This is a genomic window from Natrinema sp. DC36, assembly GCF_020405225.1.
Classification (GTDB): Archaea; Halobacteriota; Halobacteria; order Halobacteriales; family Natrialbaceae; genus Natrinema.
In genome coordinates, this window is the sequence record NZ_CP084472.1 from 2,833,627 (window position 1) to 2,859,548 (window position 25,922).

A 25,922-nucleotide genomic window follows, 5' to 3' on the forward strand; every position below is an offset into this window, starting at 1 on the left:
CTCAGTCGAGGTCCGCGAACGTCGGTCGCTCGAGGTCGCCCGGGAACTCGTCGACCGGAACCTGCGTCTGATCGCCCGATCCCATGTCCTTGATCGTCACCTCGTCGTTCGCGAGGTCCTGCTCGCCGACGATGACGACGGTTTCGGCGTTGATCGAGTCGGCGTAATCGAGCTGTGCCCCGAACGAACGACCGGCGACGTCGGTCTCGGTGACGTGACCGCGATCGCGCAGCTCGCGGGAGATTCGCGCCGCCTCCGTGCGAGTATCGCCGACCTGCAGGACGTAGTAGTCCGTCGTAACTTCCTCCTCGGGCCAGACGCCCGCGCGCTGTAACAGGAGCGGCAGCGTCGCGTGGCCCGGCGCAACACCGACCGCGGGCGTCGGCTGGCCGCCGAAGCCCTCGATCAGGTCGTCGTAGCGGCCGCCGCCGAAGATCGATCGGGAGACCTCGCCGGCGGAGTCGAAGCACTCGAAGACGACGCCGGTGTAGTAGTCCAGTCCCCGGGCCGTCTCGAGCGAGACGGTGCAGTACTCGCGCGCGCCGAAGTCCTCGGCCGCCGCGAGCACGTTCTGGAGGTTCTCGACGGCCGCCGATACGCGCTCGGTGTCGGCGAACGCGTCGACCGCCTCGAGGTCGCCGTCCGCGATGAGGTCGTCGAACTCGGCGGCCTGATCGGCCGAGAGGCCGGCGTCGATCAGGAGGTCGTGGTACTCGACGGCCGAAATCTTGCCGGACTTGTCGACCGCGCGGATCGCCGCCTCGGTGTCGACGTCGGCGTCGTAGCTCTCGAGGACGCCACCGAGGATGTCCCGGTGGGAGATCCGAAACTCGAAGTGGTCGCCGGTGAGTCCCAGTCCGGTGAGGGCGTCGGCGGCCCACGCGAGGATCTCGGCGTCGGCTTCGGGCGCGGACGAGCCGAAGATGTCGACGTTGGTCTGATAGAATTCGCGCTGGCGGCCCTGCTGAACCTGCTCGTAGCGCCAGAACGGCCGCGTCGAGACCCACTTGATCGGCTTCGACAGCTCCTGTTGCTTGGCGACGACCATCCGGGCGACGGTCGGCGTCAGTTCGGGCGTCATCGCGACGTGGCGGCCCCCCTGATCCTCGAAAGAGTAGAGTTCGTCGACGATCTCGTCGCCGCTCTTGTCGGTCCACAGTTCGGCGCGCTCGAGCGCCGGCGTTCCGATCTCGCGGAAACCGTACTCGCGGGCGGTTTCCTCCAGTACGTCGATAGTCGCCCGTCTGGCCGACATTTCGCCGGGATAGAAGTCACGAAAGCCCTTGATCCGGTCGTACATGCGAATTCGTTCGGGGACGGCGAACTTCTATCCTTTCGTTCCGCCGTGCCCGCCGCGACCGTCGGCGGTCTCGACGAGCGGGCGACGGGCGTTTTGGTTCACTGCTGATTACCGTTAGTTCGACAGTCACCGCCCTGAGACCGTCCAGTACATTGATAGCGACCTACGGCGAGTAGCCACTGTGCAACGCGTGGCCGACGACGATTGGGTCGCAGAGATCGGCGAGCGACTGCCGGTTTCGCCGCTCTCGGCGCTCGGTCTCTTTCTCGCCGCGATCATCGGGATCCGCATCGCTCTCGAGCACGTGACGACCAGAGCGCTCCTCGAGAGCGTCTTTCCGCTGCTCGCGGCGACCGCCGTCGTCTTCGCCGACCGATGGCTGGTCTCCCGGGACGTCTCGATCCGAGACCGGCTCACCGTCTTCGGCTACGGGCTCGGCGGCTTCCTCGCCGCCGCCCTCGTGACGGCGCTCCATCTCTACGTGCTGTATCTCGAGGAGACCGGCGCACAAGCGCCCCTGTACCTGCTCTTGATGGGCGGAACGGTCGGCGTCGGCGCGGGTACCGTCGCCGGCATCTACGAGATTCAACAGCGGGCCGCCGTCCGCGAGGCCGAACGGCAGAGCGCGCGCTTAGAGGAGTTCGCGAGCGTCGTCAGTCACGATCTCCGGAACCCGCTCAGCGTCGCCCAGGGACGGCTCCGAGCGGCGTTCACCGATGGCGATCCGGAGCACTTACGGGAGGTCGACGCGGCGCTGAATCGGATGGACGAACTGATCGAGGAGACGCTGTCGGTGGCCCGTAGTGGGACGCAAGTCGAAGATCCGTACGACGTGCCGCTAGTCGAACTCGCGAGCGACGCGTGGACGGCCGTCGAGACGGACGAGGCCACCTACGAGATAGTCGGTACCCGAATGCTACAGGTCGACCCCCTTCGGGCGAAACAGCTCTTCGAGAACCTCTATCGCAACGCAATCGAACACGGCCGCGAGGACGTCCACATCCGCGTCGGTCCCTGTGACGGCGGCTTCTTCGTCGCCGACGACGGGCCCGGAATCCCCGAAGACGAGCGAGCGGCGGTGCTCGAGCAGGGGTACTCGACATCCGCGGAGGGATCAGGGCTCGGCCTCGCGATCGTCCGCGCGATCGCCGACGCCCACGGCTGGCAGGTCGCGATCACCGAAAGCGAGGGCGGCGGGGCCCGGTTCGAGTTTACTCGCGGCGGCTGAGAACGAAAAATCGGCCGTTCGATCTCACCGCACCTTCGTCACGTACGTCTGGTCGTGATCAGGGAAACACTCCGCGATCGCCGCCGGGCCGTCTTCGTCCGCGATGAGCGCGCGGAGCTCCGCCTCGTAATCGGCCCTGTCGATCTCCTCGCTCGGCCCGACGGTCACGTCCAGGCGCGCCGCGACGAGTCGATCGACGGCCGACCGGCCAAAGCCCGACAGCGGCGCGATGTAGTCGACGTTGTGACGGTCCTCGAGGCTCTGGGCTTGCGCCCGCGACACCGTCGGGACGCGATCGTCGCGGCGAGTGCCGTCGGCGATCGCGTCGAACGATCGACCCGCGAGCCGCTCCAGGGCGTGCGTATGGACCAGCTGGATCCCGTTTCGGGGGAAGCCGTCCTCGCGGATCCGATCGGCGGCCTCGCGGGCGACGTCCGGATCGCACTCGAGGCGTTCGAACGCGAACCCGGCGGCGTCGGCCGTCTCGCGGGCATGTTTCCAGTCGTCACTGATGCCGAAGTGCGCCGTCAGCAGCGTCACGTCGTAGAACTCCTCGAGCAAGAGCGCCGCGAGCGTCGAGTCTTTACCGCCGCTGTAGAGCAGTCCGAGTTCCATTACCGGCGCTGGATATCGAAGCTCTGGGAGTCCGGCTTCAGCTCCTTGAGGAGCTGTTTCATCTTGTCGTCGTCGATCTTGCCCTGGATGCGGCCGCTCCGGGCGAGACTGACGACCTGGCGCTCGACCTGCTCGCCGAACTGGGGCTTGCTCATCTTGACCGTGTTGAGCCGCTTGCGGGCCTCGTCGGTCAGGTGCTGGCGCAGCACGGCTTTCTTCTGGGCATCGGCCTGCTGCTGGGCCGCCTCCTGATCGCCCTCACCCTGCGCGTCGGCGCGGTCCTGTAGCTGCTCCATTTTCTTCTGTCGAAGCTCCTCGAGTTTTTCCTCGTCCGGTGAGCCACTCATTGTTGTCTCGTACTTGTCCGCCACGCCGGAAAATGATTACGGACGACGGTAGCGATGGCTCTGGGCGGAGAAACCGACACGAAAACGAATTCGCGAATTAGGCGTAGCGCTCGAGTTCCGGACGGTCGAGCTCCTCGAGAACCTGACCGGCGGTGTCGTCGAGCAGGCTCCGTCCCTCGGCGGTGATTCGGCGACCCTCGCCCTCGGCGGTCTCGACGAGATCTTCCTCCTCGAGCTGCTGGAGGATGGTCCGGATCAGGTTCTTCGAGCCGTCGGTGCGCTTGTCGGGGGCGACCTGATAGCGGTTCGAACCGCCCTTCGCGCCGCCGTACTCCGTCGAGAGTCGTTCGACGCCGACGGGACCGCGATCGGCGACCTTGCGCAGGAGACTCGCGGCGCGGGTCGCCCAGAAGTCGTCCTGTTCGGGCGGAAGTTCGTTGGCGACGCCGCTTTTGGCGAACGCGCCCCAGTCCGGTTCCTCGAGTCGATCCGCGAGATCGTCGGCGAGCGCCTCGATGAGGTCGTCCGCCGGAACGTCGTACATCGTAGCCATTGGCGTGTGATTCCCGTCGGCGGCATTTAAGGCCATCGTATCCGCACAGCCCGGCGTCGGCCCGGACCGTTTTTCGCCCTCGAGTCGAAACGGGGGGTATGGACGAACGCGCCGCCCTGGGGTTGCTATCGGACGAACTCGCGGCGGCCGGCGACGACGCGGCCGTCGTCGACGGGCTGGTCGTGACGACGGACATGCTCCACGAGCGGACGGACTTTCCGAACGGAACGACACGCTACACGGCCGGCTGGCGCGCCGTCGGCGCGTCCCTCTCGGACGTGGCGGCGATGGGTGCCGAAGCCACGGCCGCCGTCGCCGCCTACGCCGCGCCCGAATTCGACCGCGACGAACTGCTCGACTTCGTTCGCGGGGCGAGCGACGTCTGCGAGCGCGTCGGGACCGAGTACGTGGGGGGAGATCTAGACGGCCACGACGAGTTCACCGTCGCGACGACCGCCATCGGGCGCACCGACGAGCCCGTTCCGCGGAGCGGCGCTCGGCCTGGTGACATCGTCTGCGTGACCGGCACGCTCGGCCGGAGCGCGGCCGCGCTCGAGTACTTCGAGCGCGCCGCCGAACGCGCCGGCGACGGGGACCGGCTCCGCGAGCGGGCGAACGACCTCTTTCGGTTCGAGCCCCGAATCGAGACCGGCCGGGCGCTGGCACCCCACGCGAGCGCGATGATGGACTCGAGCGACGGGCTCGCCCGCTCGCTCCACCAGCTCGCCGAGGCCAGCGGCTGCGGGTTCGCGATCGACTCCGACCGGCTCCCGATCGACGACAGCATCCGCGACGTGACGGACAGTGACGACGAGGCGCTCGAGCTCGCGACGACGTTCGGCGAGGATTTCGAACTCGTCGCGACGCTTCCCGAGGACGCGCTGGCGGCGGTACGAGAGACGGCCGACGTATCGCTGTCGGTGATCGGTGTCGTGTGCGAAGCCGAGGACGGACTCACGATGGACGGCGAGCCGCTCTCGGATCGGGGCTATACGCACGGCTGAGGGTGGGAACGACGATCAGAGGGACGGAGACGCGGGCCGATTCATCCCACGATCACGACCGGGATCGGCATGAAACAGAGCAGCCCGAGGCCGAACGTCACGGTCCCGAGGAGGAACCGACCGCGGCCGAGCGGCTCGTCTCGGATCGGCGTCGCCGGTCCTCTCGACGCGGCCCACGCCGTCAACAGCCCCCAGAGGATCCAGACGAAGACCGTGTTCACGCTGTGCCCGTCGACGTAGTAGAGGTACGCTGCGAGCGCGAACAGCGCGCCCGGGACTATCGCCGCGATCGTCTCCTGCAACTCGCCGGCCATCGCCCGGAGGATGTGGCCGCCGTCGAGTTGGCCGACCGGCATCAGGTTGAGGAAGGTGACGAGCATCCCGACCCACGCGCCGATGACGACCGGGTTCACCCCGGTCGTCGGGTCGTTCCGGTACAGCGGCTGGTCGAACCCCGCCGCGAGCAACTCGAGCAGCGGCGGATAGCCCAGTTCGATCCGAACCGCGTCGGGGTTTTGGAGTAACGCGGGGTCGACCGAAACCGGGGGCAGGTGAAGTCCGATCACAGTCACGACGACCGTCGCGACCAGCCCGGCCAGCGGGCCGGCAGCGCCGATGTCGAACAGCGCCTTCCGATTCGGCATTCGGCCTTTCAGGGTGATGACCGCCCCCATCGTCCCGATGAGCGTCGGCACCGGGATGAAGTAGGGCAAGGAAGCGTCGACCTGATAGTAGCGGCTCGCGACGTAGTGGCCCATCTCGTGAACGACGAGCACCCCCAGAATAGCCGCCGTGAACGGCCAGGCCTGCCAGATCACGCCCGGATCGGAGATCGGATCGAGTTGATACCAGAACGAGCCCGCGAACAGCGTCGACCCGACCGTCAACAGGAACAGCACGATGTTCGTCCAGGGGATCCCGTCGATTCCCACGCTGGACGGCTCGGCCACGATCGCGTACTCGCCGTGACGCCGCTCGAGATCGACGTCGTACCCGCGTTCGTGAAAGACCGGCCAGAGTTCTCGAAGCACCTGCTCCGGGTGTGTCAACGGATCGCCGTAGTAGACGATCTGCCCGTCTTCCTGACGCGCTTCGTAAACCGCGAACACCGTCTCGATCCGATCGATCGGCGGCCCGTCCTCGAGCGAGCGGCCGCCCCGGTTCGCCGCGCCGAATCCGGACCGGTCGACGTCGTCCATTAGGTGTAATTCACTAGGGCCGGGTATAAATCGACTGCCGTTGGCAGGACGATCCGTTTCTCCCGATCACGGCCCCGTCGCGGTTCTCGATTTCGTCGGAAGTCGATAAGGTTCTGAGACGGTGTCGAATACGACGGATTGAGCCGCAATAGGCGTGGGAATACGACGAGATGGCGGAAACCGAATCGTCAGCGAGGGGGAAATCAGGGTGATTGCGCCGGATCGCGTCGGTGGCGCGCCAGCACGGAGTGAGGGAGCGGGGACTGTCGTCCGGGCGGTTCAGCCGGGGCGATCGAAACGGCCGTTACGCGGGTGCGACACGCCACGTCGTCGCGCTCGTGTACGACCACTTCTCGATCTCGAGGTCGGAGACGGAATCGGAGAGCTTGACCATCAGCGCGCCGATTTCTTTGGGGGACATCCCGACATCGTCCGCGATGAACTTGCCTTTGAAGTACAGTTCGCCGTCTTCGGCGCGTTCGCGAAGGTAGCGTTTCAGGCGGTGTTCTTTGCTTTCCGTGGAGGGTTGGGCTGTCGTGCTCATCGACAGATACTCCTTGTGGGGGATATCTGTTATAAAGGGAGGATGGTTAGCGGCGTTTCGATTGTGTTCAGCGATCTGGGGGGTAATAGACGTTTTATTCCCGATTACTATACTGTTAATCGGGCGAAGAGAGTCGCCAAGACGTTTTAAAACCGAACGTAACGTATTATTTCCGGACACATCGTTTCGATAAATATAATTTCGCCGTTCTCGACCGTTTCACAGTTTCATCTCGAACGACGAACGAAAATAACGGTCACGGACGATCGTGGACCCAGAACTCGTCCTCGACCGTGACTTCCTTCTTGAAGAGCGGTACCTCGTCTTTCAGGCGGTTGATCCCGTCTTCGACGGTCCGAAACGCCTCCTCGCGGTGGCCGGCGAGGACGACGACGAAAACGATATCCTCGCCGTCCTCGACGACACCCGTCCGGTGGTAGAGTGCGACGTCGAAGACGCCGTCTCGAGCCTCGAGATCCGCCTCGAGGGCCGCCATCCGCTCGTCGGCGACGCCCTCGTACTTTTCGAACTCGAGGTGCTGGGTGCGCGCGTCGTCCGCGCCGTCTTTCGCGCGGACGCGGCCAGTGAAGGTCGCGATCGCACCCGCCCTGTCGGCCCGCGGCGACCGTTTGATGCGTGCCACCAGCGACTCGAGGGTCTCGTGAGGTTCGGCCGACTCGACGGCCGCCACCACGGCATCGAGCTCGAGGTCGCCGGGGTCGTCGACGGTCGCGATGACGTCACCGGTCAGCTCGCGCTCGACGTCGGCCGATCCCACGACGATCGAGGGATAGCGCAGCGTCGGCGTGCCGGCGACGACCGCGTACTCGCAGTCGGTCGCCAGCCCGTCGAGCGCGCCGCCGACCGACAGCCCCGTCCCGGAGGCGAGCCAGTCGCCGTCGACTCCGAGGTCGTAGGTGACGTCCCCGCCGAAGGTGATGGATTCGCGCGCGTACGCTCCGTCGGCGATCGTCGAATCGTACCTGACGACTCCGACGCGACCTCGCTCGGAGAGACGGTCGACGGTTCGATCGACGACCGCCTCGAGCGCGTCGCCGTCCGCTCCCCCGTCGCGAACACCCAGTACGTGCATAGTCGAACGATGGGGCGGTCGGGCTTTGTAGCTGTCGCCAGAAAGCCCCGCGCTGGGCGGGCACCGCACGCCCGCCCAGCGCGCCCCTTTCAGTCCCACCCCGCAGAGCCAAGCTCGGATGGGGAGCGTGCGACGGAACGCAGGTCGAGAACCAGTGGCCTGGGATTTTGGGCGTGCACCGCGAACGTTCGATATGTCCCTTCGAATCGGCTTCACGGGCGACGTAATGCTCGGGCGGCTCGTCGACGACCGTCAACGCAGTCGATCCGTCGGTGCGGTCTGGGGGACCGCCCTCGAGCGCCTTCGCGAACTGGATGGTTTGGTGATAAACCTCGAGTGCGTGCTCTCGACGCGAGGGCGAGAGTGGCAACGCACTCACCGTCCGTTTCACTTCCGAGCCGATCCCGAATGGGCGATTCCGGCGCTCGAGCGTGCGGGCGTCGACATCTGCGCGCTGGCGAACAATCACGTCCTCGACTACGAGGAGGTCGCGCTGCGAGACACTATCGAGGCGCTCGACGAAGCGGGGATCGGCCACGCGGGTGCCGGCGAGACGATCGACGAGGCGCTCGAGCCCGCGGTTCGGACGATCGGCGGCTCCAGCGCCGGCGACGATGAACCGAAACCGAACGCGGACAGCGACAGTGGACTCGATATCGCGGTCGTCTCTGTTACCGACAACACGCCGGAGTACGCGGCCGACGAGGACTCACCGGGGACGGCCCGGATCGAAATGGCTGTCGACGATTCTGACACGCGGCGGCTCGTATCGGATGCGCTCGAACGCGCACGCGAGACGCATCCCGATCTGCTAGTCGCCTCGCTGCACTGGGGGCCGAACATGGTCACGGAGCCGCCCGAGTCGTTCCGGGAGTTCGGCCGCTGGCTGATCGAGGACGGCGTCGACATCGTTCACGGTCACAGCGCGCACGTCTTTCAGGGGATCGAAGTCCACGAGGGCCGGCCGATCGTCTACGACGCGGGGGATTTCGTCGACGACTATCGGGTCGACGACGAGTTGCGGAACGACCGGAGTTTTCTGTTCGTCCTCGCGGTGACGCCGGACGGGCAGCCGACCGAACTCCGATTGCAGCCGACCGAGATCGACGACTGTGCGGTGCGCGAGGCGGACCCGGAAGCCGCTACGTGGTCCCGCGAGCGGATACGCGAGCTCTCGGAGCCGTTCGGAACCGAGTTCGACCGCGACGGCGACGGGCTCGTCCTGTCGCTCGAGGCGTAGTCCGCCGGTCGATCCGATCGCGCCGCTTGCGGTCGTCCGATTCGCTACTCGAGGGGTGTGTCACCACGTCGTCCGGGCAGTTGGCAACCCTTAAGATAGCAACTCCGCTACACCGGTGTAGTATGAAAGTGGTCGTCTCTATCGGCGGGAGCGTCCTCGTTCCCGAACCCGGCGGGGATCGGGTCGCCGAACACGCTGCCGTCATCGAAGAGCTCATCGCGGAGGGCTGTCGGATCGGTGCCGTCGTCGGCGGTGGCGGCGTCGCCCGCGAGTACATCTCGGCCGCTCGAGAGCTCGGCGCGAACGAGATCGAACTCGATCAGCTGGGAATCGACGTCACCCGACTCAACGCCCGGCTACTCATCGCCGCGCTGAGCGAGGAGTCCGTGACCGCACCGGCCCTCGATTACGAGGAAGCGAGCGAGGCACTCCGCCGGGACGACATCTGCGTCATGGGCGGGGTCGCACCGGCCCAGACCACTGACGCCGTCGGAGCCGCCCTCGCGGAGTATATCGACGCCGACCTGCTCGTCTACGCGACGAGCGTTCCCGGCGTCTACAGCGCCGACCCGAACGAAGACGACGACGCGACCAAGTACGATCAGCTCACCGCCACGGAGCTGGTCGACGTCATCGCCGGCCTCGAGATGAACGCCGGCGCGTCCGCCCCCGTCGACCTGCTGGCGGCGAAGATCATCGAGCGCTCGGGGATGCGCACCATCGTCCTCGACGGAACGGATCCCGACCGGATCGCCCGTGCGGTTCGTCACGGCGATCACGAGGGAACGGACGTCATCCCCGACGGTGCCGGCGAAGAACCGACCTACTGGGCGAACGACGAGCAATGAGTGCCGACGGCGACGCTGACGGAAACACGACCGACGCGCCGGAATCAGACGCGATCAGTCCCTATACGCTCCAGCGCGAGGAAGCGAGCGAGACGCGACACGCGTTCTGGGCGGACACGGTCGCGGATCGGGTAGAAAAGCGGAACCCGGACGAACCGATCGTCGTCAAGGGCGGCATCTCGCCCTCCGGGGTCCCCCACCTCGGCAACGTCAACGAGATCATGCGCGGCTACTTCGTCGCCGAGGTGCTGCGCGACCGGGGCCACGAGGTTCGACAGGTATTCACCGCCGACGACCGCGACCCCCTTCGAAAGCTTCCCCGAACGCTCTGTGACCTCGAGGGGAACCTCGTCGATCTCGGCGAGGTCGACGCCGGCGCGCTCGGCCGGAATCTCGGCGCGCCCTACACTGACATCCCGGATCCCTTCGGCTGCTGTGACTCCTACGGCGACCACTTCGCGACGATTATTCAGAACAGCGCCGACGCCGTCGACGTCCCGATCGACCTCGTCTCCAACACCGAGCTGTACGAGTCCGGCGAGTTCGAGGCGGTTACGCGGTTCGTCCTCGAGCACCGGGAGCGCGCACGCGATGTCCTCTCGAAGTATCAGGACACGGTCGACGCGGACGGCGACTACGTCCCGTTCAACCCGATCTGCGAGGAGTGTGGCAAGCTCACCGAGACGGTCACGAGCGTCGATTTAGCTGCCGGCGAGGCCGGGACCGTCGACTACCGCTGTACCGACATGGACGCGGGCAACCAGACGATCGACGGCTGCGGCCACGAGGGCACCGCGACGCTGCGCGAGGGGAAACTCCCCTGGCGCTTCGAGTGGCCCGCGCAGTGGCAGCTCCTCGGCGTCGACTTCGAGCCCTTCGGCAAAGACCACGCCGAGGGCTCATGGCCCAGCGGCCAGGACGTCGCCCGGAACGTCCTCGAGATCGAACCGCCGGTCCCGATGGTCTACGAGTGGTTCACCCTCGAGGGGGAGCCCTTTTCCTCCTCGGAGGGGAACGTCATCCTCGTCTCCGACGTGCTGGAACTGCTCGAGCCCGAGGTCCTGCGCTACTTCTTCGCGAAGGACCCCGCGAAAGCGCGGGACTTCAGCATCGAACGGCTGGACCAGCTGGTCGACGAGTTCGACCGGCTCGAGGCGGTCTACTTCGGCGAGGTCGAGGCCAGCGAGGACGAGCGGGCGTTCGCCGAGCGCGTCTACCCGTTCGTCGTTGAGGAACCGCGCAAGGAGCGCATCCGGCTTCCGTATACCTTCGCCGCCGTACTCGGGATGACCGACGATCCCGACCTGCGCGAGGAAATCGCGCGCCGCGAAGGTCACATTCCCGACGACGCGCCCGAGTGGGCCGTCGACGGGGCGCTCGAGCGCGTCGAGCAGGCCCGCAACTGGGCGCGCCGGACGGGCAACGAGTTCGACTACGAGCTCAAGCGGACCGCGATTCCGGAGCACGACTTCGACGCGGACACCGAGGCCGCGCTCTCGGAACTCGCAGACTTCATCGAGGAAGGCCACGAGCCCGACGAAATTCAGGGCGAGATCTACGAGACCGCGAGGCGTCACGATGTCGATGTCGGCGACTTCTTCGCGGCGGGCTACCGACTGTTCTTCGACGAGACGCAGGGACCGAAGCTCGGCTCCTTCCTCGCGAAGGTCGACCGGGAGTTCGTCGTCGGCCGGCTGCGGCGGGAACGCTGAGTCGGCCCGGAACGTCGGGTCGATAGACAAAAGCCATTTGAGACCGCCGCCCGGAGATACTACCGATGGATCACGGTCTCTTCGCCTTCGTTTCGCCCCCCGCAATCTACGGATCGGAACTCCTGACGTGGGTTCTGCTCGGTCTCCTGCTCTACTGGCTCGCGGTCGTCGGACTCCGAAACGGCGGCTATCTGCCCGATTACATCGGCACGCAAGGGCCGATTCTCACCTTCCACACCAAACGCGGCCGGGTGTTCCTCGACCGGCTCGCCCGTCCGAAACGGTTCTGGCGCGCGTGGTCGAATATCGGCGTCGGCATCGCACTGGTCGTGATGGTCGCCATGTTCGCGTTCCTCATTCAGGCGGCGATCTCCTCGCTCTCGACGCCGCAGATGGCGAACTCCGCGGTTCGGCAGCCGCGCAACGTCCTCGTCATCCCCGGCGTCAACGACTTCCTGCCGCTGTCGGCGACGCCCGGAATCGTCTTCGGACTGCTCGTCGGACTCGTCGTTCACGAGGGCGGCCACGGCCTGCTCTGTCGCGTCGAAGACATCGACATCGATTCGATGGGGATCGCGATGCTCGCCGTCCTTCCCGTCGGCGCGTTCGTCGAGCCCGATCAGGAGAGCAGCAAAGCCGCGTCCCGCGGCGGGCAGACGCGGATGTTCGCCGCCGGCGTCACGAACAACTTCGCGATAACGATCCTCGCCTTCGCGCTCCTCTTCGGCCCGGTCGTCGGCGCGATCGGCGTCGCACCCGGAGCCGCCGTCGGCGGTGTGGCACAGGACTCCCCCGCGGCCGACGCCGGCATCGAACCCAACGACCGCATCACGGCGATCAACGGCACCGCGGTCGAGGGCAACGACTACCTCGCGGATCGGCTCGAGGCCGTCGACGGTGAGCAGGTCGCCGTCGAACTCAACGGTGAGGAGACGGTGACGGTCGACAGATCGCTGATCGTGACCGCGGCGATGGACGACGGGCCGACGGGGCTCTCCGCCGGTGACGAGATTCGCGCGGTCAACGGCCAGACGGTCGCGACCGAGCGCGGCTTCTTCGACGCCGTCGGCGACGACGAACGAGTCACCCTGACGATCGAACCCGCGGACAGCGAAGAGCGGGTCGACCGAGCGGTGACGATCGGGGCTGCGGTCTCGGTCGTCGAAGACGAACCGCTCGAGGCCGAAACCGGCCCGACCGACGAGACGTTCGTCATCACCCGCTTCGACGGCGAGCGGGTGCACAGCTACGAGGACCTCGCTCCCCTGCTGGCGGACACCGAGCCCGGCCAGCAGGTCGAGGTGACGGGCTACATCGGTGACGACCGACAGACGCACACCGTCACTCTCGGCGAGAACCCGCGATCCGAGAGCGGGTTCCTCGGGATTCAACCGTATCCGGGAACGTCCGGCGTCGACGTCAGCGACATCGGCGTCCAGCTCTACCCCGCCGGCGAGTATCTGGGCCTGCTCGGCGGGGACGGCGAGACGCGCTTCGGCGGCGTCGCCGACACCTTCCTCGGAAAGATGGGACTCACACTCCTGTTGCCGGTCATCGGCGTCAGTGGTGCTTTACCGTTCAACTTCGCCGGGTTCACCGGCGGGATCCAGAACTTCTACGAAGTGCAGGGTGCGCTCGGCGCGTTCGGCGACGGGACCGTCTTTCTGGTGGCGAACCTGCTGTTCTGGACCGGCTGGATCAACGTCCAGCTCGGCTTCTTCAACTGCGTCCCGGCGTTCCCGCTCGACGGCGGGCACATCCTCCGGACGAGCACCGAGGCGATCGTCTCGCGGCTGCCCATCATCGACCCGACCCGGGGAATGGTCCGTCTGGTAACGACCACGGTCGGCGTGACCATGCTCATTAGCTTCATCATGATGCTGTTCGGGCCGCAACTGTTCTCGGGGTAGTCGTCCCCGCAGACGGTCTGCTGTACCTAGTACCGGCCCACCCGTATTGTGGGTCGCAGGTGCACCGGAACTGACGGAGCGGAGTCCGTCTCAGTCTTCCACATCGACGCCGTAGCGGTCGGAGAACTCCTCGGGCGTCGCCTCGAGGCGTTCGAACTCGGTATCGAAGTAGTGTTCGTGGTGACGGACGACCTGTTCGACGACCCAGTGGCTGAACGCCTCGTCGAAGCGCCACTCGCCGTCCGTCTCGGGGATTTCGAAGCGGTCGTCCGTCGAAAAGGTCGCGTAGACGTGGAAGAAGCCGAGGATGACGTCCGCGAAGTCACGGGCCTTCTCCGAGCCGCTCTCGCGGCGCTCTTCGAGTTCGGCGAGACCGTCGTCGGTGAGTTCGAAGTACTTCCGATCGGGTTCGTCCTCGCGCTCGATGCGCTCGGCCCAGCCCTTCTCCTCGAACTTGTAGAGGATCGGATACACCGAGCCGTACGACGGCTCCCAGTGACCGCCGCTGATCTCGCGGATCTCCTTGAGGATCTCGTAGCCGTACCGGGGCTTCTCCTCGAGGAGCTCGAGCACGAGGTAGGCGATGAGTCCCTTCGGCGGCCCACTTTTCCGCATATACGTCGTGGATAAAACGGACGCACGTAAAGGGTTTCGGTCGTGCTCGAGACGGGCGGCTCAGGGCCTGGGAACCTAACAGCGGCGGTTCCCAGCGATGGGTAAACGCCGGAGCGAAGCCGACCGAAACCCGGTCCTTCTTAGCGTCCCCGTCCCAACCGACGAGCATGGAACGACGACGACCGCCACAGACCGAAGAGGGCTGGTACGTCCTCCACGACTTCCGGTCGATCGACTGGGACGCCTGGCGAGACGCGCCCGAGCGCCGGCGCTCGCAGGCGATCGAGGAGGGCATCGACTACCTCGGGTCCAGCGAGGCCGTCGACGACGCCGACGAGGGCGAGTCGGCGACGTTCGCGGTGTTCGGCCACAAGGCCGATCTGCTCGTGCTCCACCTGCGACCGACGCTCGCCGATATCGACACGCTCGAGCGGCAGTTCGAACACACCGCGCTCGCCGAGTTCACCGAGCGGGCCGACTCCTACCTCTCGGTAACGGAGGTCTCGGGCTACATGTCCGAGGACTACTTCGACGAGGATGCGGAGGTCGAAGACACCGGCTTGGCGCGCTACATCGAGTCCCGACTCACGCCTGAAATCCCCGACAGCGAGTTCCTGAGCTTCTATCCGATGGACAAACGCCGCGGTCCGGAGGACAACTGGTACGACCTGCCCTTCGACGAGCGCGCGGAACACCTGTCTTCGCACGGCGACATCGGTCGAGAGTACGCCGGCCGCGTCACGCAGATCATCTCCGGCAGCGTCGGCCTCGACGACTTCGAGTGGGGCGTGACGCTGTTCGCAGACGACCCGACCGACGTGAAGGAACTCCTCTCCGAGATGCGCTTCGATCCCTCGAGTTCTCGCTTCGCCGAGTTCGGCCGATTCCTCTCGGCCCGGCGCTTCCCGCCCGAACACCTCGGTGCGTTCCTCGCGGGCGAGCCGGTTCCACAGGAGGGCGCCCACGGCGAGCGCGGCCACCCACACGCCGAGAGCGACTCCGACGGTCATCAGCACGGAGACTCGGACGGCCACCACGGCGGCTCCGGCGGTCACCACGGTGACGACGCAGACGGTGACGGGGACGAAGACGTTCGCAGCGAACTCGAGGAACTGGGCGTCTACGCGGGCCAGCCCCACGGTGAGGACGTCCACGCGGTCGTGCTCTACTCGGCGGCCGACCCCGACGAGCTATTCGAGGAGGTCGACGGGCTGCGAGGGAACTTCGACCACTACGATACGCACGTGAAAACGGCCGTCTATGAACCGCGAGACGGCGGCGACGACGCGGAAACGGCGATCGTCAGCCTCTGGGATACCGAACGCGCCGCGAACACGGCCGCCGGGTTCCTCGCCGACCTCCCCGATATCGTCCGGCAAGCGGGCGACGATGAGGGCGATTCCTGGGGCACGATGGGAATGTTCTACACGGTCAAACCCGAGCATCGCGGTGACTTCACCGGCGCGTTCGAGGACGCCGCCGGCCTGCTCGCGGAGATGGACGGGCACCGCAAGACGGACCTGCTGATCAACCGCGAGGACGAAAACGATATGTTCATCGCCAGCCGCTGGGATTCCCGCGAGGACGCCATGCAGTTCTTCCGCAGCGACGCCTTCTCGGAGGCCGTCGAGTTCGGTCGCGACGTCCTCGTCGACCGACCGCGACACGTCTTCCTGGCCTGAGCTCGAGGCCCATTTTTCGCGGTTGGCTCGAGAACGGACGACGCGAAGTCTGTGCAGCCGGAACTGACGTTAGATTCCGCCGTCTTCCGCCGACTCGTCGTAGAAGAAGTAGGCCGCAATCCCCGCCAATCCGAACGCGAGCGTCACGAACGGCCACTTTCCGGGGTCGCGATCGGTCGCGAACGCGTGGACGGTGACGAAGATCGCGAACGCGATATGGCCGACGAGCGTCGCGGCGAGAAACGCCTGAACTTCCATTATTGAGGGATTCGACGGAGCGATGAAAGCCGTTACGAAGCCATTCGTCGGAGCCACAGCCAACAGCCACAACAGTCGGTGCGGTGGCCGAGAAGGCGGCTCACCGCACTCGCGGTGAGTCGCCTGACCCGGGGGAGGGCAGGCGGTTCACCGATACGACCGCGAGCGAACCCGAAGGGTGAGCGAGCGGCCTTTTTTGGTCGAGATTTTTTGCGCGAGCGGTGAACGCAGTGAACCCGAGCGCAAAAAGGTCGGTCTTAGAAATCGTGATCCGGGTCGTCTTCAACTGTGCGCTTCATCGATTCGCGACGGGACTTGGCGTCGCGACCGGTCGCCTCGAGCAGGAAGTCGTTTTTCGCGTCGACGGCGTCGCCCGCAGCCTCGAGTTCGTCGGGGCCGAGTTCGGTGGGGTCGCGCTCGTAGAACTCGACGCCGAGTTTGTCCTTTTTGCCGGAGTACTCGATGGTGCCAACGACGACTTTCTCGAAGACGGGGTTGTCGGGTTCGCCGATAACGAAGAGATCGCTTCCCTTGTACTCCTCGGACCCCGTGATCGGGCCGAAGTAGTCCTCGACGGTCGACTCCATGTCCGGAATTCGCTCCTCGAGATATTCGCCGCGGCGCATCTTGTACTCCTTCATAGGTTGGGAGAAACACGGCGGACCGTTTACCTCTTTTCATAGGAAACGTTTCGCCTCGCTGATCTGTTTCGGTGCGAGAACGGGTCACTGAGACGGCTGCAGTCGTATTCGAACCCACTCCGGCCAGGACACTGACCGATCGACCTGCGGACGGAGGATCGCCTGCGGACGGGGGCGTGAGTGAGCGGCTACGCAGCTACTCGAAGGTATCGGGGTGTGAGGGGGATTACTGGCGCTCGCGCTCGCTGATATACCCCTTTCGGCAGTCGGGGCAGATGTCGCCGGCGCGCAGCGACCCGCGGTCGCCTGCGGCCACGTAGTCACACCGCGGGCAGTAGAACTCGGTCGGCACGTCGGTCGCGGGAGTGTCGTCGCTTTCGGCGGGCGTCGCGACCGAGTCGGCCCGCTCGATACCGGTGCCCGACTCCGATGCGGCGTCGGCGCCACCGTGCTCCGCGGCCGGGGCCTCCGCGGTCACCGATCGGGCGTCGCCCGCCCCGCCCGCCGGCGCGTCGTTCTCGAGAACGACGGCGTCGTCGTCGGGCGGGCTCAGATCGGAGCCATCGTCCCCAGTGTCGGAATCGACCTCGGCGTCGTCGTTCTCGGTGATGATCTCACCGTCGCCGTCGCCATCGCCGTCGTCTGGCCACTCCGTCGGATCGGCATCCGCGCCGACCGGCGGGCCGACGTCGCTCGAGTCGGGCCACTCGCCGTGTTCGCGGTCCCGATCGGCGGCTGGATCGTCATCGTCGTCCTCGAGAATCTCGCCGTCGTCGGTGACGGGATCGCCGTTCTCGTCCGTCGGAAGTTCTATTTCGTCGGCTGCGTCGTCGGAGCTGTCGTCGGCCGCGTCAGCTGTGGCGGCCACGTCGTCCGCCGGGTCGGCCTCGCTTCCGGCGGTCGAGTTCGGAGCGGCGGACGCATCGGGCTCGGAGTCGACGAGTTCGGCGTCCTCGGACGCGTCGTCGGCGTCGATGAACGCGGCGTCCGAGTCGACATCGGCGGCGCTATCGGCCGCGGCGTCTCGTTCGATGGGCGGTTCAGTCGGTTGGGGATCGTGATCGTCGGGGAGCGAGTCGGCTCCCGTCCCGGCGGAGAGGCTGGTTACTTCGGTGTTCTCGCTGATGACGTTGCGCTGGCCACAGCGGGAACACTCCTCGTACTCCTGGACGGTAACGACGACCTCACTGCCCCGTTCTTCGCGCTCGCGTTCGACATCGGTCTCGCCGAAGTCGTGCCCGAGCAGCGAGCATCGCAGGACCATTGTCCCACCGTACCGACCCGGTCCATAAAAAACGTACTGCCTGTCAGTCATCGGGTTATGACAGTCATGCTACGTCGAACGTACTCCACCGAGAAACGGTCCGTCGCTGACCGACCGTCGCAGACCGACTCCGACGGCCGTCGTCGTCGAAACGACAAACGTCAAATCCCGGGTCGTCGAATGAGTAGACGGATGAGAGCAAAGCGGGAGTACCGGAACCGGGAGGGAACGGAGGTGGCGGTACTCGACGCGCTGGTCGATCGCACCGAGGACGGGATGACCGTCTTCGAACTCCGAGCGGCCGTCGAGGTCGATATCGACGAGCTCGAGGACGCCCTGTCGACGCTCAAGGCGGACGACCTGATCGTCGTCGAATCGGGGTCGGAAACGGTGATCAAGCCCGCCGAGCGGGTAGTCCCCGACCAGAGCGCCGGCGAGGACGACGAGCAGTCGATCGGGGAGTGGCTGCGCGAGCGGCTGCCTTTTTGAATCGAAACGCCTGAGAGGGTCAGTCCCCAGTGAGTACGCATGAGTATCATCGAGTCGATCCACGAGGATCACGGGGCGACGTTCGGCGAGCGCGCCGACCGACGGATCGTCGAACACTACGGGCGACCCGAGCGAACCCATCGCGCGGTCCGCAACGGCGTCGGCCTACTCGAGTTCGCCTACGGCGTGGTCGTCGTCGAGGGCGGGGACCGCGTCGAGTACGTCGATAACGTCGTGTCGAATCGCGTCCCCGCGGAAGACGGGCAGGGCTGTTACGCGCTCGTGCTCGATCCCCAGGGCGGGATCGACGTGGAACTGTACGTCTACAACGCGGGCGAACGGCTGCTACTCTTCACGCAGCCCGAGGCCGCCGAACCGCTCGCCGAGGAGTGGGGCGAGAAGGTGTTCATTCAGGACGTCGACATTCGGGTCGCGACGGACGACTATGCGGTCTTCGGGATCCACGGGCCACACGCCACCGAAAAGATCGCGAGCGTGCTCAACGGTGCCGGCTCGCCCGACGAACGCTACTCCTTCGTCCGCGGGACGATGGGCGACGAGGGGGTCTCCGTCATCCGGACCGACGCGCTCACCGGCGAGGAGAGCTACGAAGTGATCTGCGCCGCAGACGACGCCGCAGCCGTCCACGACACGCTGCTCAATCAGGGGCTCAATGCCGCCCCCTTCGGCTATCGCACCTTCGAGAGCCTCGCGCTCGAGGCCGGCTCGCCGCTCTTTCACACCGAACTCGAGGGGACGCTCCCGAACGTGCTCGGCCTGCGAAACGCGCTCGACTTCGAGAAGGGGTGTTACGTCGGGCAGGAGGTCGTCTCGCGCGTGGAGAACCGCGGCCAGCCGAGCCGACGGCTCGTCGGATTGACCTTGGCGGGCGAGGCCGTCCCCGAATCCGGCGCGGCAGTCTTCGCCGGCGACGCGTCGGTCGGCGAGGTGACCCGCGCGGGCGAGAGCCCGATGCTCGGGGACGTCATCGCGCTCGCGATCGTCGACTACGGGCTCGAGGCAGACGAGCTGACGGTTCGAGTCGGCGGCGAAGAAGTCGATGCGACCCTGACCAACCTGCCCTTCGTCGACGGCTCGGATCGGTCGGATCGGCTGCCCGAGTATCTGTAGCTCGGTCGCGCTGCCGCGACTCGTTCAGTATTCGCTTCGAGGACGCCGCGACTGGTACCCCGAAATCAGTGCCCCGGATCCTTGATCTGGGGTAACCCCGCCGTCACCAGTCGGCGAAGCAGGACGACGATCCCGTTCTCGAGGCCGCGGGCGAAGACGGCTTGCTCTTTCGTCTTGCCGCCGGGCGTGTTCGGATAGTACGACCCGATCAGGAGCGTCTCGCGGTCGACGAGTAGTATGCGACTGATCGCGACTTCGTTATCGCTCGCGGAGCCGGTAAGCCAGTCGAGACCGGTTTCGAACACGCGGGTCGTCGAGGTCTCGGCACCGAGCGTCTCGGTAATCGTTTCCGTCTGTCCGCCCAGGACGACCGAGATGTCGTTCTGTGCCGCCGTCTGCAAGCTCTCGAGGAGCGTCTCGGACAGAATGTCTTCGTCGACGACGAGGAACGCGATCTCGGACTCCGCCTCCCTGATCAGGTCGATCGTCCGTGATTCGATCGCGTCGTGGCCGGTCAGTGACCAGACCTCCTGAATGTGGTCGTTCTCTTCGATGTCTTTCACTTCCGTGTTCTCGAGATGCGTCTCGAGGGTCGCGATCCGATCCTCGTACTTCTGTCGCAGAGTCTGTGTCGCCTCTTCGATTCCGACGGCGCGGTACACCTGCGGACTCGTGTGTTGTACTTCGACCAGGCCCTGGGACTCGAGGACGCGAATCGCATCGTACACTCTCGTCCGCGGGACCTCGGAGATCTCGTGAATGTCCTTCGCCGTCCCGTTCGGCAGTTTGTTCAACGCTATAAAACAGCGCGCTTCGTACTCCTGGAGCCCGAGGTCCTGTAACAGGCTAATCGCTTCTTGTGATGTGTCGTTTGTTGTCATGGCCCAACCACGAATTCGGTGTTCCGAACATGCGGAGTAGAGCGCGCGGGTGCAAAAGCATTCGTGTCGAAATTCGGCGCCTCCTGTTATATTTCTCACAGACGAGCTCGAGAAATACAGATTTCACTCGGATCATCACACAAGCTACTTAGCGGCACGGTCAATAGGGAGGAATGGCGAGTCCTGTTAGGCCCAACCACGCGGGACTCGCCGGTTCAAACCGTCCGATAGCGGCCGCGAAACCGATTGGGTGTTCTGAGGCTTCTGTTTGTCCGAGCTGTTCAACTCGCTCGACGATCGATGCAGCGTCATCGAGCGCCGTCGGAACGGTGGTGAGAGCGGTCGCTGCCGGAAGTGAGATACCGATCGAGTTATTGGCAGGTGGACCGCTTATCGCGACTCGAACGCCACCACTGTCTGGTGATCGCTGAGTTGCTCCAGGATCGGGCGGACGTCCGAAAAGCGAGGTCCCGTTTCCACGGTGTCAGTGCCGGTATTCCAGTCGATGAGGTCGTAATCGTCTAATTTCGGGAGGTGAACGTGGGTGAGTTCGATGCCGGCCGCGGCCCGGCCAGCGCTCGCATCCGGAGACGCGTCGATAGCGACCGGTAACTCCCCGTGCCTGCTCTGATCGACGAGATCGAACAGTATCCGTCGTCGGTGTTCGTTCGCTAACGCGTCGAACAACTCATTAGTTGACTGTGACATACCACGGGTTGTACAGTCCCGTCTCCATCAATACGCAGCATTTTCACTCTGCAGTTCCGTGTTGATTAACTGAGTGAACGAGCGTACTCGACCGGGCCAGGCTCGTCTCCTCCTTGTCGAGTATCGACCGGCGCGCGTTCGGAGCTACTGTTATATAGGGGGAAACCAAGGAACAATCCATGTCAGGAGACGTCCTCGAGCCTGCTCTCCTCGAGCGGGACCCGGACGATCGGATCCGAATCCTCGACGCCGACGGGACCGTCGTCGCTCCCGGACTAGAACCCGACCTCGAGCCGGAGACTCTGCGGTCGATGTACCGGGACATGCGGTTTTCCCGGCGGTTCGACGAGCGGATGATCAGCCTCCAGCGGCAGGGTCGACTGGGGACGTACTCCTCGCTGGCCGGCCAGGAAGGGTCTCAGATCGGCTCGACGTACGCGCTGGCTGACGACGACCTGCTCTCCTTTCAGTACCGGGAACACGGCACGCTGGCCGCGCGAGGGCTCCCCTGGGAGTACCTGCTGTACTGGATGGGCCACGAGGACGGCAACGCCGCGCTGGCGGACATCGAGGTCTTTCCGCTGAACATCTCGATCGCCGGCCACCTTCCGCACGCGGTGGGCTGGGCGTGGGCGGCGAAGCTGAACGGCGACGAGCGCGTGGGTGTCGTCCACTTCGGCGACGGGTCGACCTCCGAAGGCGACTTCCACGAGGCGATGAACTTCGCGGGCGTGTTCGACACGCCGACGGTCTTTTTCTGCAACAACAACCAGTGGGCCATTTCGGTCCCGCGCGAACGACAGACCGCGAGCGCGACGATCGCCCAAAAGGCCCGCGCCTACGGCTTCGCAGGCGTTCAGGTTGATGGCATGGACCCGCTCGCAACCTACGTCGTCACGGCCGCTGCGCGGAAGAACGCGCTCGAGGCCGACGGCGACCGGTTGCGACCGACGCTGATCGAGGCGGTGCAGTACCGCTACGGCGCGCACACGACGGCGGACGATCCCAGCGTCTACCGGGACGACGAGGAGGTCGAGCGCTGGCGCGAACGCGATCCGATCGACCGGTTCGAGGCGTACCTGCGGAACGACGGTGTCCTCGACGACGACCGAATTGACGCGATCGAGACCGAGATCGAAGAGACGCTCGCGACGCTGGTCGAGCGCGCCGAAGGCGTCGACGGGGATCCCAGTGAGATGTTCGAGTACACGTACGCGGAGCGGACCCCGCGACTCGAGGACCAACGAGACTACCTCGCCGACCTGCGGGAGCGCCACGGCGACGAGGCGTTACTCGAGGACGAGTAAGTCCCGTGACAGGCGTATAAAGCCGGTCGTTGGACAGGCGAACGACTATCCGATCATCGTGTCGAGGTGCAGTCGATATGCAACTCGAGCAGCCGTCCCGGGGTGCGACATCGACCTGGAGCGGCACGGTGCCGAGCGCGGTTGACGCGCGCGTGCTCGGATTGATCGTCGTGACGGCCGCGCTCGCGGCGTCGATAAACGTGCCCTACGGCGGCCTCCCGATGGCGGCCGCCGCGTTCGTCGTGCTCGCGAGCAGCGGTGTCGCGCTTCACCTGCTCGGCGAACGAAAGCTCCGCCGGATTACCGACGAACTCGTCGAAAAGTGGGTCGCAGCCGGCGGGCAGGTCGACGACGTGACCCGATCGTCGAACGGGATGCGGACGGAGTGGCGGGTCCACACCCCCGACGGCGAGATCGTCATCGGCGGCATCGCACTCGTCCCGATCGCCCGGTTGGCAGTCGAGTGGCAGGGAATCGGCGACACGATGGCCGCCAGCGAGGCCGAAGCGGACATCGATCGCCTCGCCGAGAGCCTCTACCGAGAGATCTTCGAGATCGGGGACGCGACCCAGCAGACGTAACACCGCGCTCTCGACGTTTCCTCCCCGCGGGACCGGGGGTCTTCATTCGAACAGTTCCTCGTGGCGCTGGGCCAGGTTCGTGTAGTCACCCGAGGAAAACTCCTCGAGGATCTCCGCCGCGTCGATCCCCGTCTCCGCGAGCGGCGTGATCTCCGCCGGAACGCCGCGGACGAACGACTCGGGCGGGATCGAGTAGCCGTCGGGAATGACGGTCCCCGCGGCGACGATGCTCCCGCTGCCGATCGTGACGTCGGAGTTGAGCGTCGCGTTGAACCCGACCAGCGCCCGTTCCTCGACGGTCGTTTCGTTGAGCACGGCACCGTGTCCGACCATGACCTCGGCCTCGAGCCGTGACGCGTGAATCGTGGCGTTGTCGCCGACGTGCGTCTCCCGACCGATGTGGACGGGGCCGATGTCTCCTCGAAGGACGACGCCGGGCCAGACGCTCGCGTCCGCTTCGACTCGGACGTCGCCGACGAGGGTCGCCTCACTGCTCACCCGTGCCCCGTCGTCGATCGTCGGCCGCTCCCCTTCGAATTCGTAGCGTCTGCTGTCGACCATGGGTGAACGAACCACGATCGGACGGATAATACCGCATCCCGCCGCTCGTGACAGTCTCCCTCGAGTCGAACTACACCTGAACGAAATCGAAGGGAGCGGTCGCGCAACTCGTGAAACCGACTGATACCATTCAGAACCATTCAGTGGTTTGCAAGGCCATCGCTTATACCGTATCGAACCGGACGGCTAGTCGAAGACAATGAGTCAATCAGAATCCCCCATCCGAGCGATGTTCGACGCGCAGCGAACCGCGGTCAAACAGAGCCAGCAGCTGTTCAAGCAGGGAATGGCCACGCAGCGAAACGTCGACACGATGGCCCTCACCGGGATCAAAGGCCAGAAGTCGCTTCAGCGCCAGCAACTCGAGCTCGCGCAGGCGGCGACCCACGGCTATCTCAGTGCAACGGCGGCGATGCTACCGAGCGACGACGCCCCCGAGGCCCACCGGACCATCGACGAGACCTTCGAGCAGCTGAAATCGACCCACGCGGAGTTCTACGACGCACTCGAGCGCGAACTCGAGCGAGACGTCGACTCCGCGAACGAGCTTTCCGAAGAGTTCGTCGACGCGCTCGACGAGCAGACCGACCAGTTCCTCGAAATCACGCGCTCCGTCGAGGACCAGACGGTCCAGAACGTCGACGAGTTTTCGGGACAGCTCCGCGAGCAACTCGAGCGGACCCAGGAGCTACAGGATCAACTCGAGGACCAGCTCGAGGAACAGACCGGCGGCGTCGAGGAACTCCTCGAGCAGCAGGCCGACCAGATCGAGCAGTTCCAGCAGCAACTCGAAGCACAGACCGAGGCGGTCACCCAGCAGATTCCGGTTCAGGGGGGCGACGAGCCGCACACGAAGATCGAAACCGATCCGGAGCACACCCTCGAGTCCGTCGAGGGAATCGACGCGGACGTCCGCGAACAGCTCTCGGAGGCCGGCATCGTGACGATCGACGACCTCACGCGCGCCAGTGCCGGGGCCGTCGCCGAGGCCGCCGATATCTCGGAGAGCCAGGCCGAGGAGTGGATCGAGCAGGCCGAGGCCTGAACGCGGTTACAGGATCTAACTGCGCCACACTGGCACTCGAGCGATCGTACTAGGTTCTCCGCGGTTCAGGACTGTATCTTGTCGACGATCTCGCGCGCCTGCTCCTTCGCTTTGTCCTCGCCGACGTGTTTCTCGATCAGGACGCTGGTGACCTCCCAGTCGTCCTCCCCGTCGACCTTCCCGGTCCGGACCTCGCTGCCCTCGGAGACCGATTCCGCCGGCTGCTCCGCCCAGTCGGGCGTTCGGATCTCGTCGTACCGATCCGGATCGCGAAACCGAACGTGAGTGTAGTCGTCTTCCGTCTCTACCGCGTTGATATCAGGCGTATCGGTCATATATGGCTCTCTAACGCCAGCGAGTATACAATCTAACCCTGAATGTGCCCGGACGCCGCAGTCAGGGTAGCGATACCTGAACACGTGCCTCGAGGCCCCGCGAGCCGGCACCCAGCCACGAACACTATCCGAATCGGCCTCCTCTGTGTTTCCATGCTCGTCCTCGGCGACGCCCACGCGTCCGACCCCGACCGGTGTGAGATCCTGCTCGAACTCTATCGAACCCTCGAGCCCGACCGGGTGCTCCAGCTCGGCGACCTCGAGCGATACGACCTGCCGGCGCCGACGTGGTTCATCGCGGGCAACAACGAGGACTTCGACGTGATCGACGCGCTACGGGCCGGCGAGCGCCCCGCGGAAACGAACAACGTGCACCTCCTCGCGAGCACGGCGGCGACGGTCGACGGCCTTCGCGTGGCCGGCCTCTCGGGCAACTTCGCTCCCACGAGGTACGACCTGCCGCGAGACGAACTCGTCGGCGAGCGCCGGCGGCACTTCACCCACGAGGACGTCGACCGAGCCGCCGAGCTCGAGGACATAGACATCTTCCTCACGCACGAAGCGCCCCACGGCCTGCTGTCCTACGGGTACGACCCCGGCTGTACGCACGTCGACGACCTGCTCGAGGCGCTCTCGCCCGACCTCTGTCTGGTCGGCCACCACCACCGCCATCGCGAAGCCGAGATCGGGGGGATCAGAGTCGTGAGTCTCGCGCCCGCCTGGGAGCGATACTACACGCTCGATCCCGAGACGCTGGCGCTCGAGAGCCACGAGCACGACCTGTCGGGAGGCGACTGAAACCGTGCGAAAAGAGAAGAACTGACGCCGACG

The 25,922-nt window shown here is 65.6% G+C and carries 28 protein-coding genes; 13 read left to right on the forward strand and 15 right to left on the reverse strand.

Features of this window, described 5'->3' with window-relative positions; all coding sequences use genetic code 11:
* Position 1 precedes the first annotated feature (1 nt).
* Positions 2-1,300: a histidine--tRNA ligase gene (gene hisS, locus LDH74_RS14640; protein ID WP_226039448.1), complete on the reverse strand. Its 1,299-nt coding sequence runs from the start codon at positions 1,298-1,300 to the stop codon at positions 2-4.
* A gap of 181 nt (positions 1,301-1,481) precedes the next feature.
* On the opposite strand from hisS, the gene LDH74_RS14645 reads away from it, so the two are divergent.
* Positions 1,482-2,528: a HAMP domain-containing sensor histidine kinase gene (locus tag LDH74_RS14645; RefSeq protein ID WP_226039449.1), complete on the forward strand. Its 1,047-nt coding sequence runs from the start codon at positions 1,482-1,484 to the stop codon at positions 2,526-2,528.
* A gap of 24 nt (positions 2,529-2,552) precedes the next feature.
* On the opposite strand, the gene LDH74_RS14650 is transcribed toward LDH74_RS14645, so the two are convergent.
* From LDH74_RS14650 to LDH74_RS14660, 3 genes are all read right to left on the reverse strand, one after another.
* On the reverse strand, positions 2,553-3,143 hold the full coding sequence (locus LDH74_RS14650; RefSeq protein WP_226039450.1) for an asparagine synthase-related protein: 591 nt from the start codon (positions 3,141-3,143) through the stop codon (positions 2,553-2,555).
* Positions 3,143-3,490: a DNA-binding protein gene (locus LDH74_RS14655; protein WP_226039451.1), complete on the reverse strand. Its 348-nt coding sequence runs from the start codon at positions 3,488-3,490 to the stop codon at positions 3,143-3,145. Before LDH74_RS14655 ends, LDH74_RS14650 begins: the two co-directional genes overlap by 1 nt.
* Before the next feature lie 97 nt (positions 3,491-3,587).
* Positions 3,588-4,043, reverse strand: a complete 456-nt coding sequence (locus LDH74_RS14660; RefSeq protein WP_226039452.1) for a 30S ribosomal protein S19e — start codon at positions 4,041-4,043, stop codon at positions 3,588-3,590.
* A 98-nt stretch (positions 4,044-4,141) separates the two neighbouring features.
* Here LDH74_RS14660 and thiL point away from each other — a divergent pair, with 98 nt between their 5' ends.
* Complete coding sequence (gene thiL, locus LDH74_RS14665) at positions 4,142-5,047, forward strand: thiamine-phosphate kinase (RefSeq protein WP_226039453.1); 906 nt, start codon at positions 4,142-4,144, stop codon at positions 5,045-5,047.
* 41 nt (positions 5,048-5,088) lie between these two features.
* Here the strand turns inward: thiL and LDH74_RS14670 are convergent, their stop codons facing one another.
* The 3 genes from LDH74_RS14670 to LDH74_RS14680 form a co-directional block, all read right to left on the reverse strand.
* Positions 5,089-6,246, reverse strand: coding sequence for a site-2 protease family protein (locus tag LDH74_RS14670; protein ID WP_226039454.1), 1,158 nt, complete (start codon positions 6,244-6,246; stop codon positions 5,089-5,091).
* A gap of 304 nt (positions 6,247-6,550) precedes the next feature.
* Positions 6,551-6,790 (reverse strand): hypothetical protein, encoded by a 240-nt coding sequence (locus LDH74_RS14675; protein ID WP_226039455.1) that lies wholly within the window; start codon positions 6,788-6,790, stop codon positions 6,551-6,553.
* Between the two features lie 256 nt (positions 6,791-7,046).
* A complete protein-coding gene (locus LDH74_RS14680; RefSeq protein WP_226039456.1) occupies positions 7,047-7,883 on the reverse strand; it encodes a molybdopterin synthase in 837 nt (278 codons plus the stop codon).
* A 193-nt stretch (positions 7,884-8,076) separates the two neighbouring features.
* On the opposite strand from LDH74_RS14680, the gene LDH74_RS14685 reads away from it, so the two are divergent.
* The 4 genes from LDH74_RS14685 (at position 8,077) to LDH74_RS14700 (ending at position 13,593) form a co-directional block, all read left to right on the forward strand.
* Entirely contained in the window at positions 8,077-9,123 is a 1,047-nt protein-coding gene (locus LDH74_RS14685; RefSeq protein ID WP_226039457.1) for a CapA family protein, read from the forward strand.
* A gap of 122 nt (positions 9,124-9,245) precedes the next feature.
* Positions 9,246-9,971, forward strand: a complete 726-nt coding sequence (gene pyrH / locus LDH74_RS14690; RefSeq protein ID WP_226039458.1) for a UMP kinase — start codon at positions 9,246-9,248, stop codon at positions 9,969-9,971.
* Entirely contained in the window at positions 9,968-11,683 is a 1,716-nt protein-coding gene (lysS, locus tag LDH74_RS14695) for a lysine--tRNA ligase (RefSeq protein WP_226039459.1), read from the forward strand. Before pyrH ends, lysS begins: the two co-directional genes overlap by 4 nt.
* 65 nt (positions 11,684-11,748) lie before the next feature.
* Entirely contained in the window at positions 11,749-13,593 is a 1,845-nt protein-coding gene (locus LDH74_RS14700) for a site-2 protease family protein (RefSeq protein WP_226039460.1), read from the forward strand.
* 90 nt (positions 13,594-13,683) lie between these two features.
* Here the strand turns inward: LDH74_RS14700 and LDH74_RS14705 are convergent, their stop codons facing one another.
* Positions 13,684-14,208 (reverse strand): PadR family transcriptional regulator, encoded by a 525-nt coding sequence (locus LDH74_RS14705; RefSeq protein WP_226039461.1) that lies wholly within the window; start codon positions 14,206-14,208, stop codon positions 13,684-13,686.
* A 167-nt stretch (positions 14,209-14,375) separates the two neighbouring features.
* On the opposite strand from LDH74_RS14705, the gene LDH74_RS14710 reads away from it, so the two are divergent.
* Positions 14,376-15,890: a heme-binding protein gene (locus tag LDH74_RS14710; protein ID WP_226039462.1), complete on the forward strand. Its 1,515-nt coding sequence runs from the start codon at positions 14,376-14,378 to the stop codon at positions 15,888-15,890.
* A 69-nt stretch (positions 15,891-15,959) separates the two neighbouring features.
* Here the strand turns inward: LDH74_RS14710 and LDH74_RS14715 are convergent, their stop codons facing one another.
* The 3 genes from LDH74_RS14715 to LDH74_RS14725 all read right to left on the reverse strand — a co-directional run bounded on the left by LDH74_RS14715 (position 15,960) and on the right by LDH74_RS14725 (position 18,053).
* On the reverse strand, positions 15,960-16,148 hold the full coding sequence (locus LDH74_RS14715; protein WP_226039463.1) for a hypothetical protein: 189 nt from the start codon (positions 16,146-16,148) through the stop codon (positions 15,960-15,962).
* Positions 16,149-16,405: 257 nt separating this feature from the next.
* Positions 16,406-16,789, reverse strand: coding sequence for a DUF5611 family protein (locus LDH74_RS14720; protein WP_226039464.1), 384 nt, complete (start codon positions 16,787-16,789; stop codon positions 16,406-16,408).
* Between the two features lie 226 nt (positions 16,790-17,015).
* Complete coding sequence (locus LDH74_RS14725) at positions 17,016-18,053, reverse strand: hypothetical protein (RefSeq protein ID WP_226039465.1); 1,038 nt, start codon at positions 18,051-18,053, stop codon at positions 17,016-17,018.
* 192 nt (positions 18,054-18,245) lie between these two features.
* Here LDH74_RS14725 and LDH74_RS14730 point away from each other — a divergent pair, with 192 nt between their 5' ends.
* Both LDH74_RS14730 and LDH74_RS14735 read left to right on the forward strand, forming a co-directional pair.
* On the forward strand, positions 18,246-18,542 hold the full coding sequence (locus tag LDH74_RS14730) for a DUF6432 family protein (RefSeq protein ID WP_226042535.1): 297 nt from the start codon (positions 18,246-18,248) through the stop codon (positions 18,540-18,542).
* Positions 18,543-18,581: 39 nt separating this feature from the next.
* On the forward strand, positions 18,582-19,673 hold the full coding sequence (locus LDH74_RS14735; protein ID WP_226039466.1) for an aminomethyltransferase family protein: 1,092 nt from the start codon (positions 18,582-18,584) through the stop codon (positions 19,671-19,673).
* 65 nt (positions 19,674-19,738) lie between these two features.
* On the opposite strand, the gene LDH74_RS14740 is transcribed toward LDH74_RS14735, so the two are convergent.
* Complete coding sequence (locus LDH74_RS14740) at positions 19,739-20,554, reverse strand: helix-turn-helix domain-containing protein (protein ID WP_226039467.1); 816 nt, start codon at positions 20,552-20,554, stop codon at positions 19,739-19,741.
* Positions 20,555-20,944: 390 nt separating this feature from the next.
* The gene (locus LDH74_RS14745) at positions 20,945-21,262 is read right to left on the reverse strand and encodes a hypothetical protein (protein WP_226039468.1); all 318 of its coding nucleotides are present in this window, start codon (positions 21,260-21,262) and stop codon (positions 20,945-20,947) included.
* A 179-nt stretch (positions 21,263-21,441) separates the two neighbouring features.
* On the opposite strand from LDH74_RS14745, the gene pdhA reads away from it, so the two are divergent.
* Entirely contained in the window at positions 21,442-22,569 is a 1,128-nt protein-coding gene (gene pdhA, locus LDH74_RS14750; protein WP_226039469.1) for a pyruvate dehydrogenase (acetyl-transferring) E1 component subunit alpha, read from the forward strand.
* A gap of 77 nt (positions 22,570-22,646) precedes the next feature.
* On the forward strand, positions 22,647-23,150 hold the full coding sequence (locus tag LDH74_RS14755) for a hypothetical protein (RefSeq protein WP_226039470.1): 504 nt from the start codon (positions 22,647-22,649) through the stop codon (positions 23,148-23,150).
* Positions 23,151-23,192: 42 nt separating this feature from the next.
* On the opposite strand, the gene LDH74_RS14760 is transcribed toward LDH74_RS14755, so the two are convergent.
* Positions 23,193-23,711: a gamma carbonic anhydrase family protein gene (locus tag LDH74_RS14760; protein WP_226039471.1), complete on the reverse strand. Its 519-nt coding sequence runs from the start codon at positions 23,709-23,711 to the stop codon at positions 23,193-23,195.
* Positions 23,712-23,910: 199 nt separating this feature from the next.
* Between LDH74_RS14760 and LDH74_RS14765 the strand changes: the two genes are divergently transcribed.
* On the forward strand, positions 23,911-24,756 hold the full coding sequence (locus LDH74_RS14765) for a helix-hairpin-helix domain-containing protein (protein ID WP_226039472.1): 846 nt from the start codon (positions 23,911-23,913) through the stop codon (positions 24,754-24,756).
* A 65-nt stretch (positions 24,757-24,821) separates the two neighbouring features.
* On the opposite strand, the gene LDH74_RS14770 is transcribed toward LDH74_RS14765, so the two are convergent.
* Complete coding sequence (locus LDH74_RS14770; protein ID WP_226039473.1) at positions 24,822-25,091, reverse strand: hypothetical protein; 270 nt, start codon at positions 25,089-25,091, stop codon at positions 24,822-24,824.
* Positions 25,092-25,244: 153 nt separating this feature from the next.
* On the opposite strand from LDH74_RS14770, the gene LDH74_RS14775 reads away from it, so the two are divergent.
* Positions 25,245-25,889 (forward strand): metallophosphoesterase, encoded by a 645-nt coding sequence (locus LDH74_RS14775; RefSeq protein WP_226039474.1) that lies wholly within the window; start codon positions 25,245-25,247, stop codon positions 25,887-25,889.
* The last annotated feature ends 33 nt before the right edge of the window (positions 25,890-25,922 follow it).

Excerpts from the sequence above, each read along its gene's own strand:
- hisS (WP_226039448.1), bottom strand. The coding sequence starts at position 1,300 with ATGTACGACCGGATCAAGGGCTTTCGTGACTTCTATCCCGGCGAAATG.
- LDH74_RS14650 (WP_226039450.1), bottom strand. The coding sequence starts at position 3,143 with ATGGAACTCGGACTGCTCTACAGCGGCGGTAAAGACTCGACGCTCGCG.
- LDH74_RS14655 (WP_226039451.1), bottom strand. The coding sequence starts at position 3,490 with ATGAGTGGCTCACCGGACGAGGAAAAACTCGAGGAGCTTCGACAGAAG.
- LDH74_RS14660 (WP_226039452.1), bottom strand. The coding sequence starts at position 4,043 with ATGGCTACGATGTACGACGTTCCGGCGGACGACCTCATCGAGGCGCTC.
- thiL (WP_226039453.1), top strand. The coding sequence starts at position 4,142 with ATGGACGAACGCGCCGCCCTGGGGTTGCTATCGGACGAACTCGCGGCG.
- LDH74_RS14670 (WP_226039454.1), bottom strand. The coding sequence starts at position 6,246 with ATGGACGACGTCGACCGGTCCGGATTCGGCGCGGCGAACCGGGGCGGC.
- LDH74_RS14675 (WP_226039455.1), bottom strand. The coding sequence starts at position 6,790 with ATGAGCACGACAGCCCAACCCTCCACGGAAAGCAAAGAACACCGCCTG.
- LDH74_RS14680 (WP_226039456.1), bottom strand. The coding sequence starts at position 7,883 with ATGCACGTACTGGGTGTTCGCGACGGGGGAGCGGACGGCGACGCGCTC.
- LDH74_RS14685 (WP_226039457.1), top strand. The coding sequence starts at position 8,077 with ATGTCCCTTCGAATCGGCTTCACGGGCGACGTAATGCTCGGGCGGCTC.
- pyrH (WP_226039458.1), top strand. The coding sequence starts at position 9,246 with ATGAAAGTGGTCGTCTCTATCGGCGGGAGCGTCCTCGTTCCCGAACCC.
- lysS (WP_226039459.1), top strand. The coding sequence starts at position 9,968 with ATGAGTGCCGACGGCGACGCTGACGGAAACACGACCGACGCGCCGGAA.
- LDH74_RS14700 (WP_226039460.1), top strand. The coding sequence starts at position 11,749 with ATGGATCACGGTCTCTTCGCCTTCGTTTCGCCCCCCGCAATCTACGGA.
- LDH74_RS14705 (WP_226039461.1), bottom strand. The coding sequence starts at position 14,208 with ATGCGGAAAAGTGGGCCGCCGAAGGGACTCATCGCCTACCTCGTGCTC.
- LDH74_RS14710 (WP_226039462.1), top strand. The coding sequence starts at position 14,376 with ATGGAACGACGACGACCGCCACAGACCGAAGAGGGCTGGTACGTCCTC.
- LDH74_RS14715 (WP_226039463.1), bottom strand. The coding sequence starts at position 16,148 with ATGGAAGTTCAGGCGTTTCTCGCCGCGACGCTCGTCGGCCATATCGCG.
- LDH74_RS14720 (WP_226039464.1), bottom strand. The coding sequence starts at position 16,789 with ATGAAGGAGTACAAGATGCGCCGCGGCGAATATCTCGAGGAGCGAATT.
- LDH74_RS14725 (WP_226039465.1), bottom strand. The coding sequence starts at position 18,053 with ATGGTCCTGCGATGCTCGCTGCTCGGGCACGACTTCGGCGAGACCGAT.
- LDH74_RS14730 (WP_226042535.1), top strand. The coding sequence starts at position 18,246 with ATGAGAGCAAAGCGGGAGTACCGGAACCGGGAGGGAACGGAGGTGGCG.
- LDH74_RS14735 (WP_226039466.1), top strand. The coding sequence starts at position 18,582 with ATGAGTATCATCGAGTCGATCCACGAGGATCACGGGGCGACGTTCGGC.
- LDH74_RS14740 (WP_226039467.1), bottom strand. The coding sequence starts at position 20,554 with ATGACAACAAACGACACATCACAAGAAGCGATTAGCCTGTTACAGGAC.
- LDH74_RS14745 (WP_226039468.1), bottom strand. The coding sequence starts at position 21,262 with ATGTCACAGTCAACTAATGAGTTGTTCGACGCGTTAGCGAACGAACAC.
- pdhA (WP_226039469.1), top strand. The coding sequence starts at position 21,442 with ATGTCAGGAGACGTCCTCGAGCCTGCTCTCCTCGAGCGGGACCCGGAC.
- LDH74_RS14755 (WP_226039470.1), top strand. The coding sequence starts at position 22,647 with ATGCAACTCGAGCAGCCGTCCCGGGGTGCGACATCGACCTGGAGCGGC.
- LDH74_RS14760 (WP_226039471.1), bottom strand. The coding sequence starts at position 23,711 with ATGGTCGACAGCAGACGCTACGAATTCGAAGGGGAGCGGCCGACGATC.
- LDH74_RS14765 (WP_226039472.1), top strand. The coding sequence starts at position 23,911 with ATGAGTCAATCAGAATCCCCCATCCGAGCGATGTTCGACGCGCAGCGA.
- LDH74_RS14770 (WP_226039473.1), bottom strand. The coding sequence starts at position 25,091 with ATGACCGATACGCCTGATATCAACGCGGTAGAGACGGAAGACGACTAC.
- LDH74_RS14775 (WP_226039474.1), top strand. The coding sequence starts at position 25,245 with ATGCTCGTCCTCGGCGACGCCCACGCGTCCGACCCCGACCGGTGTGAG.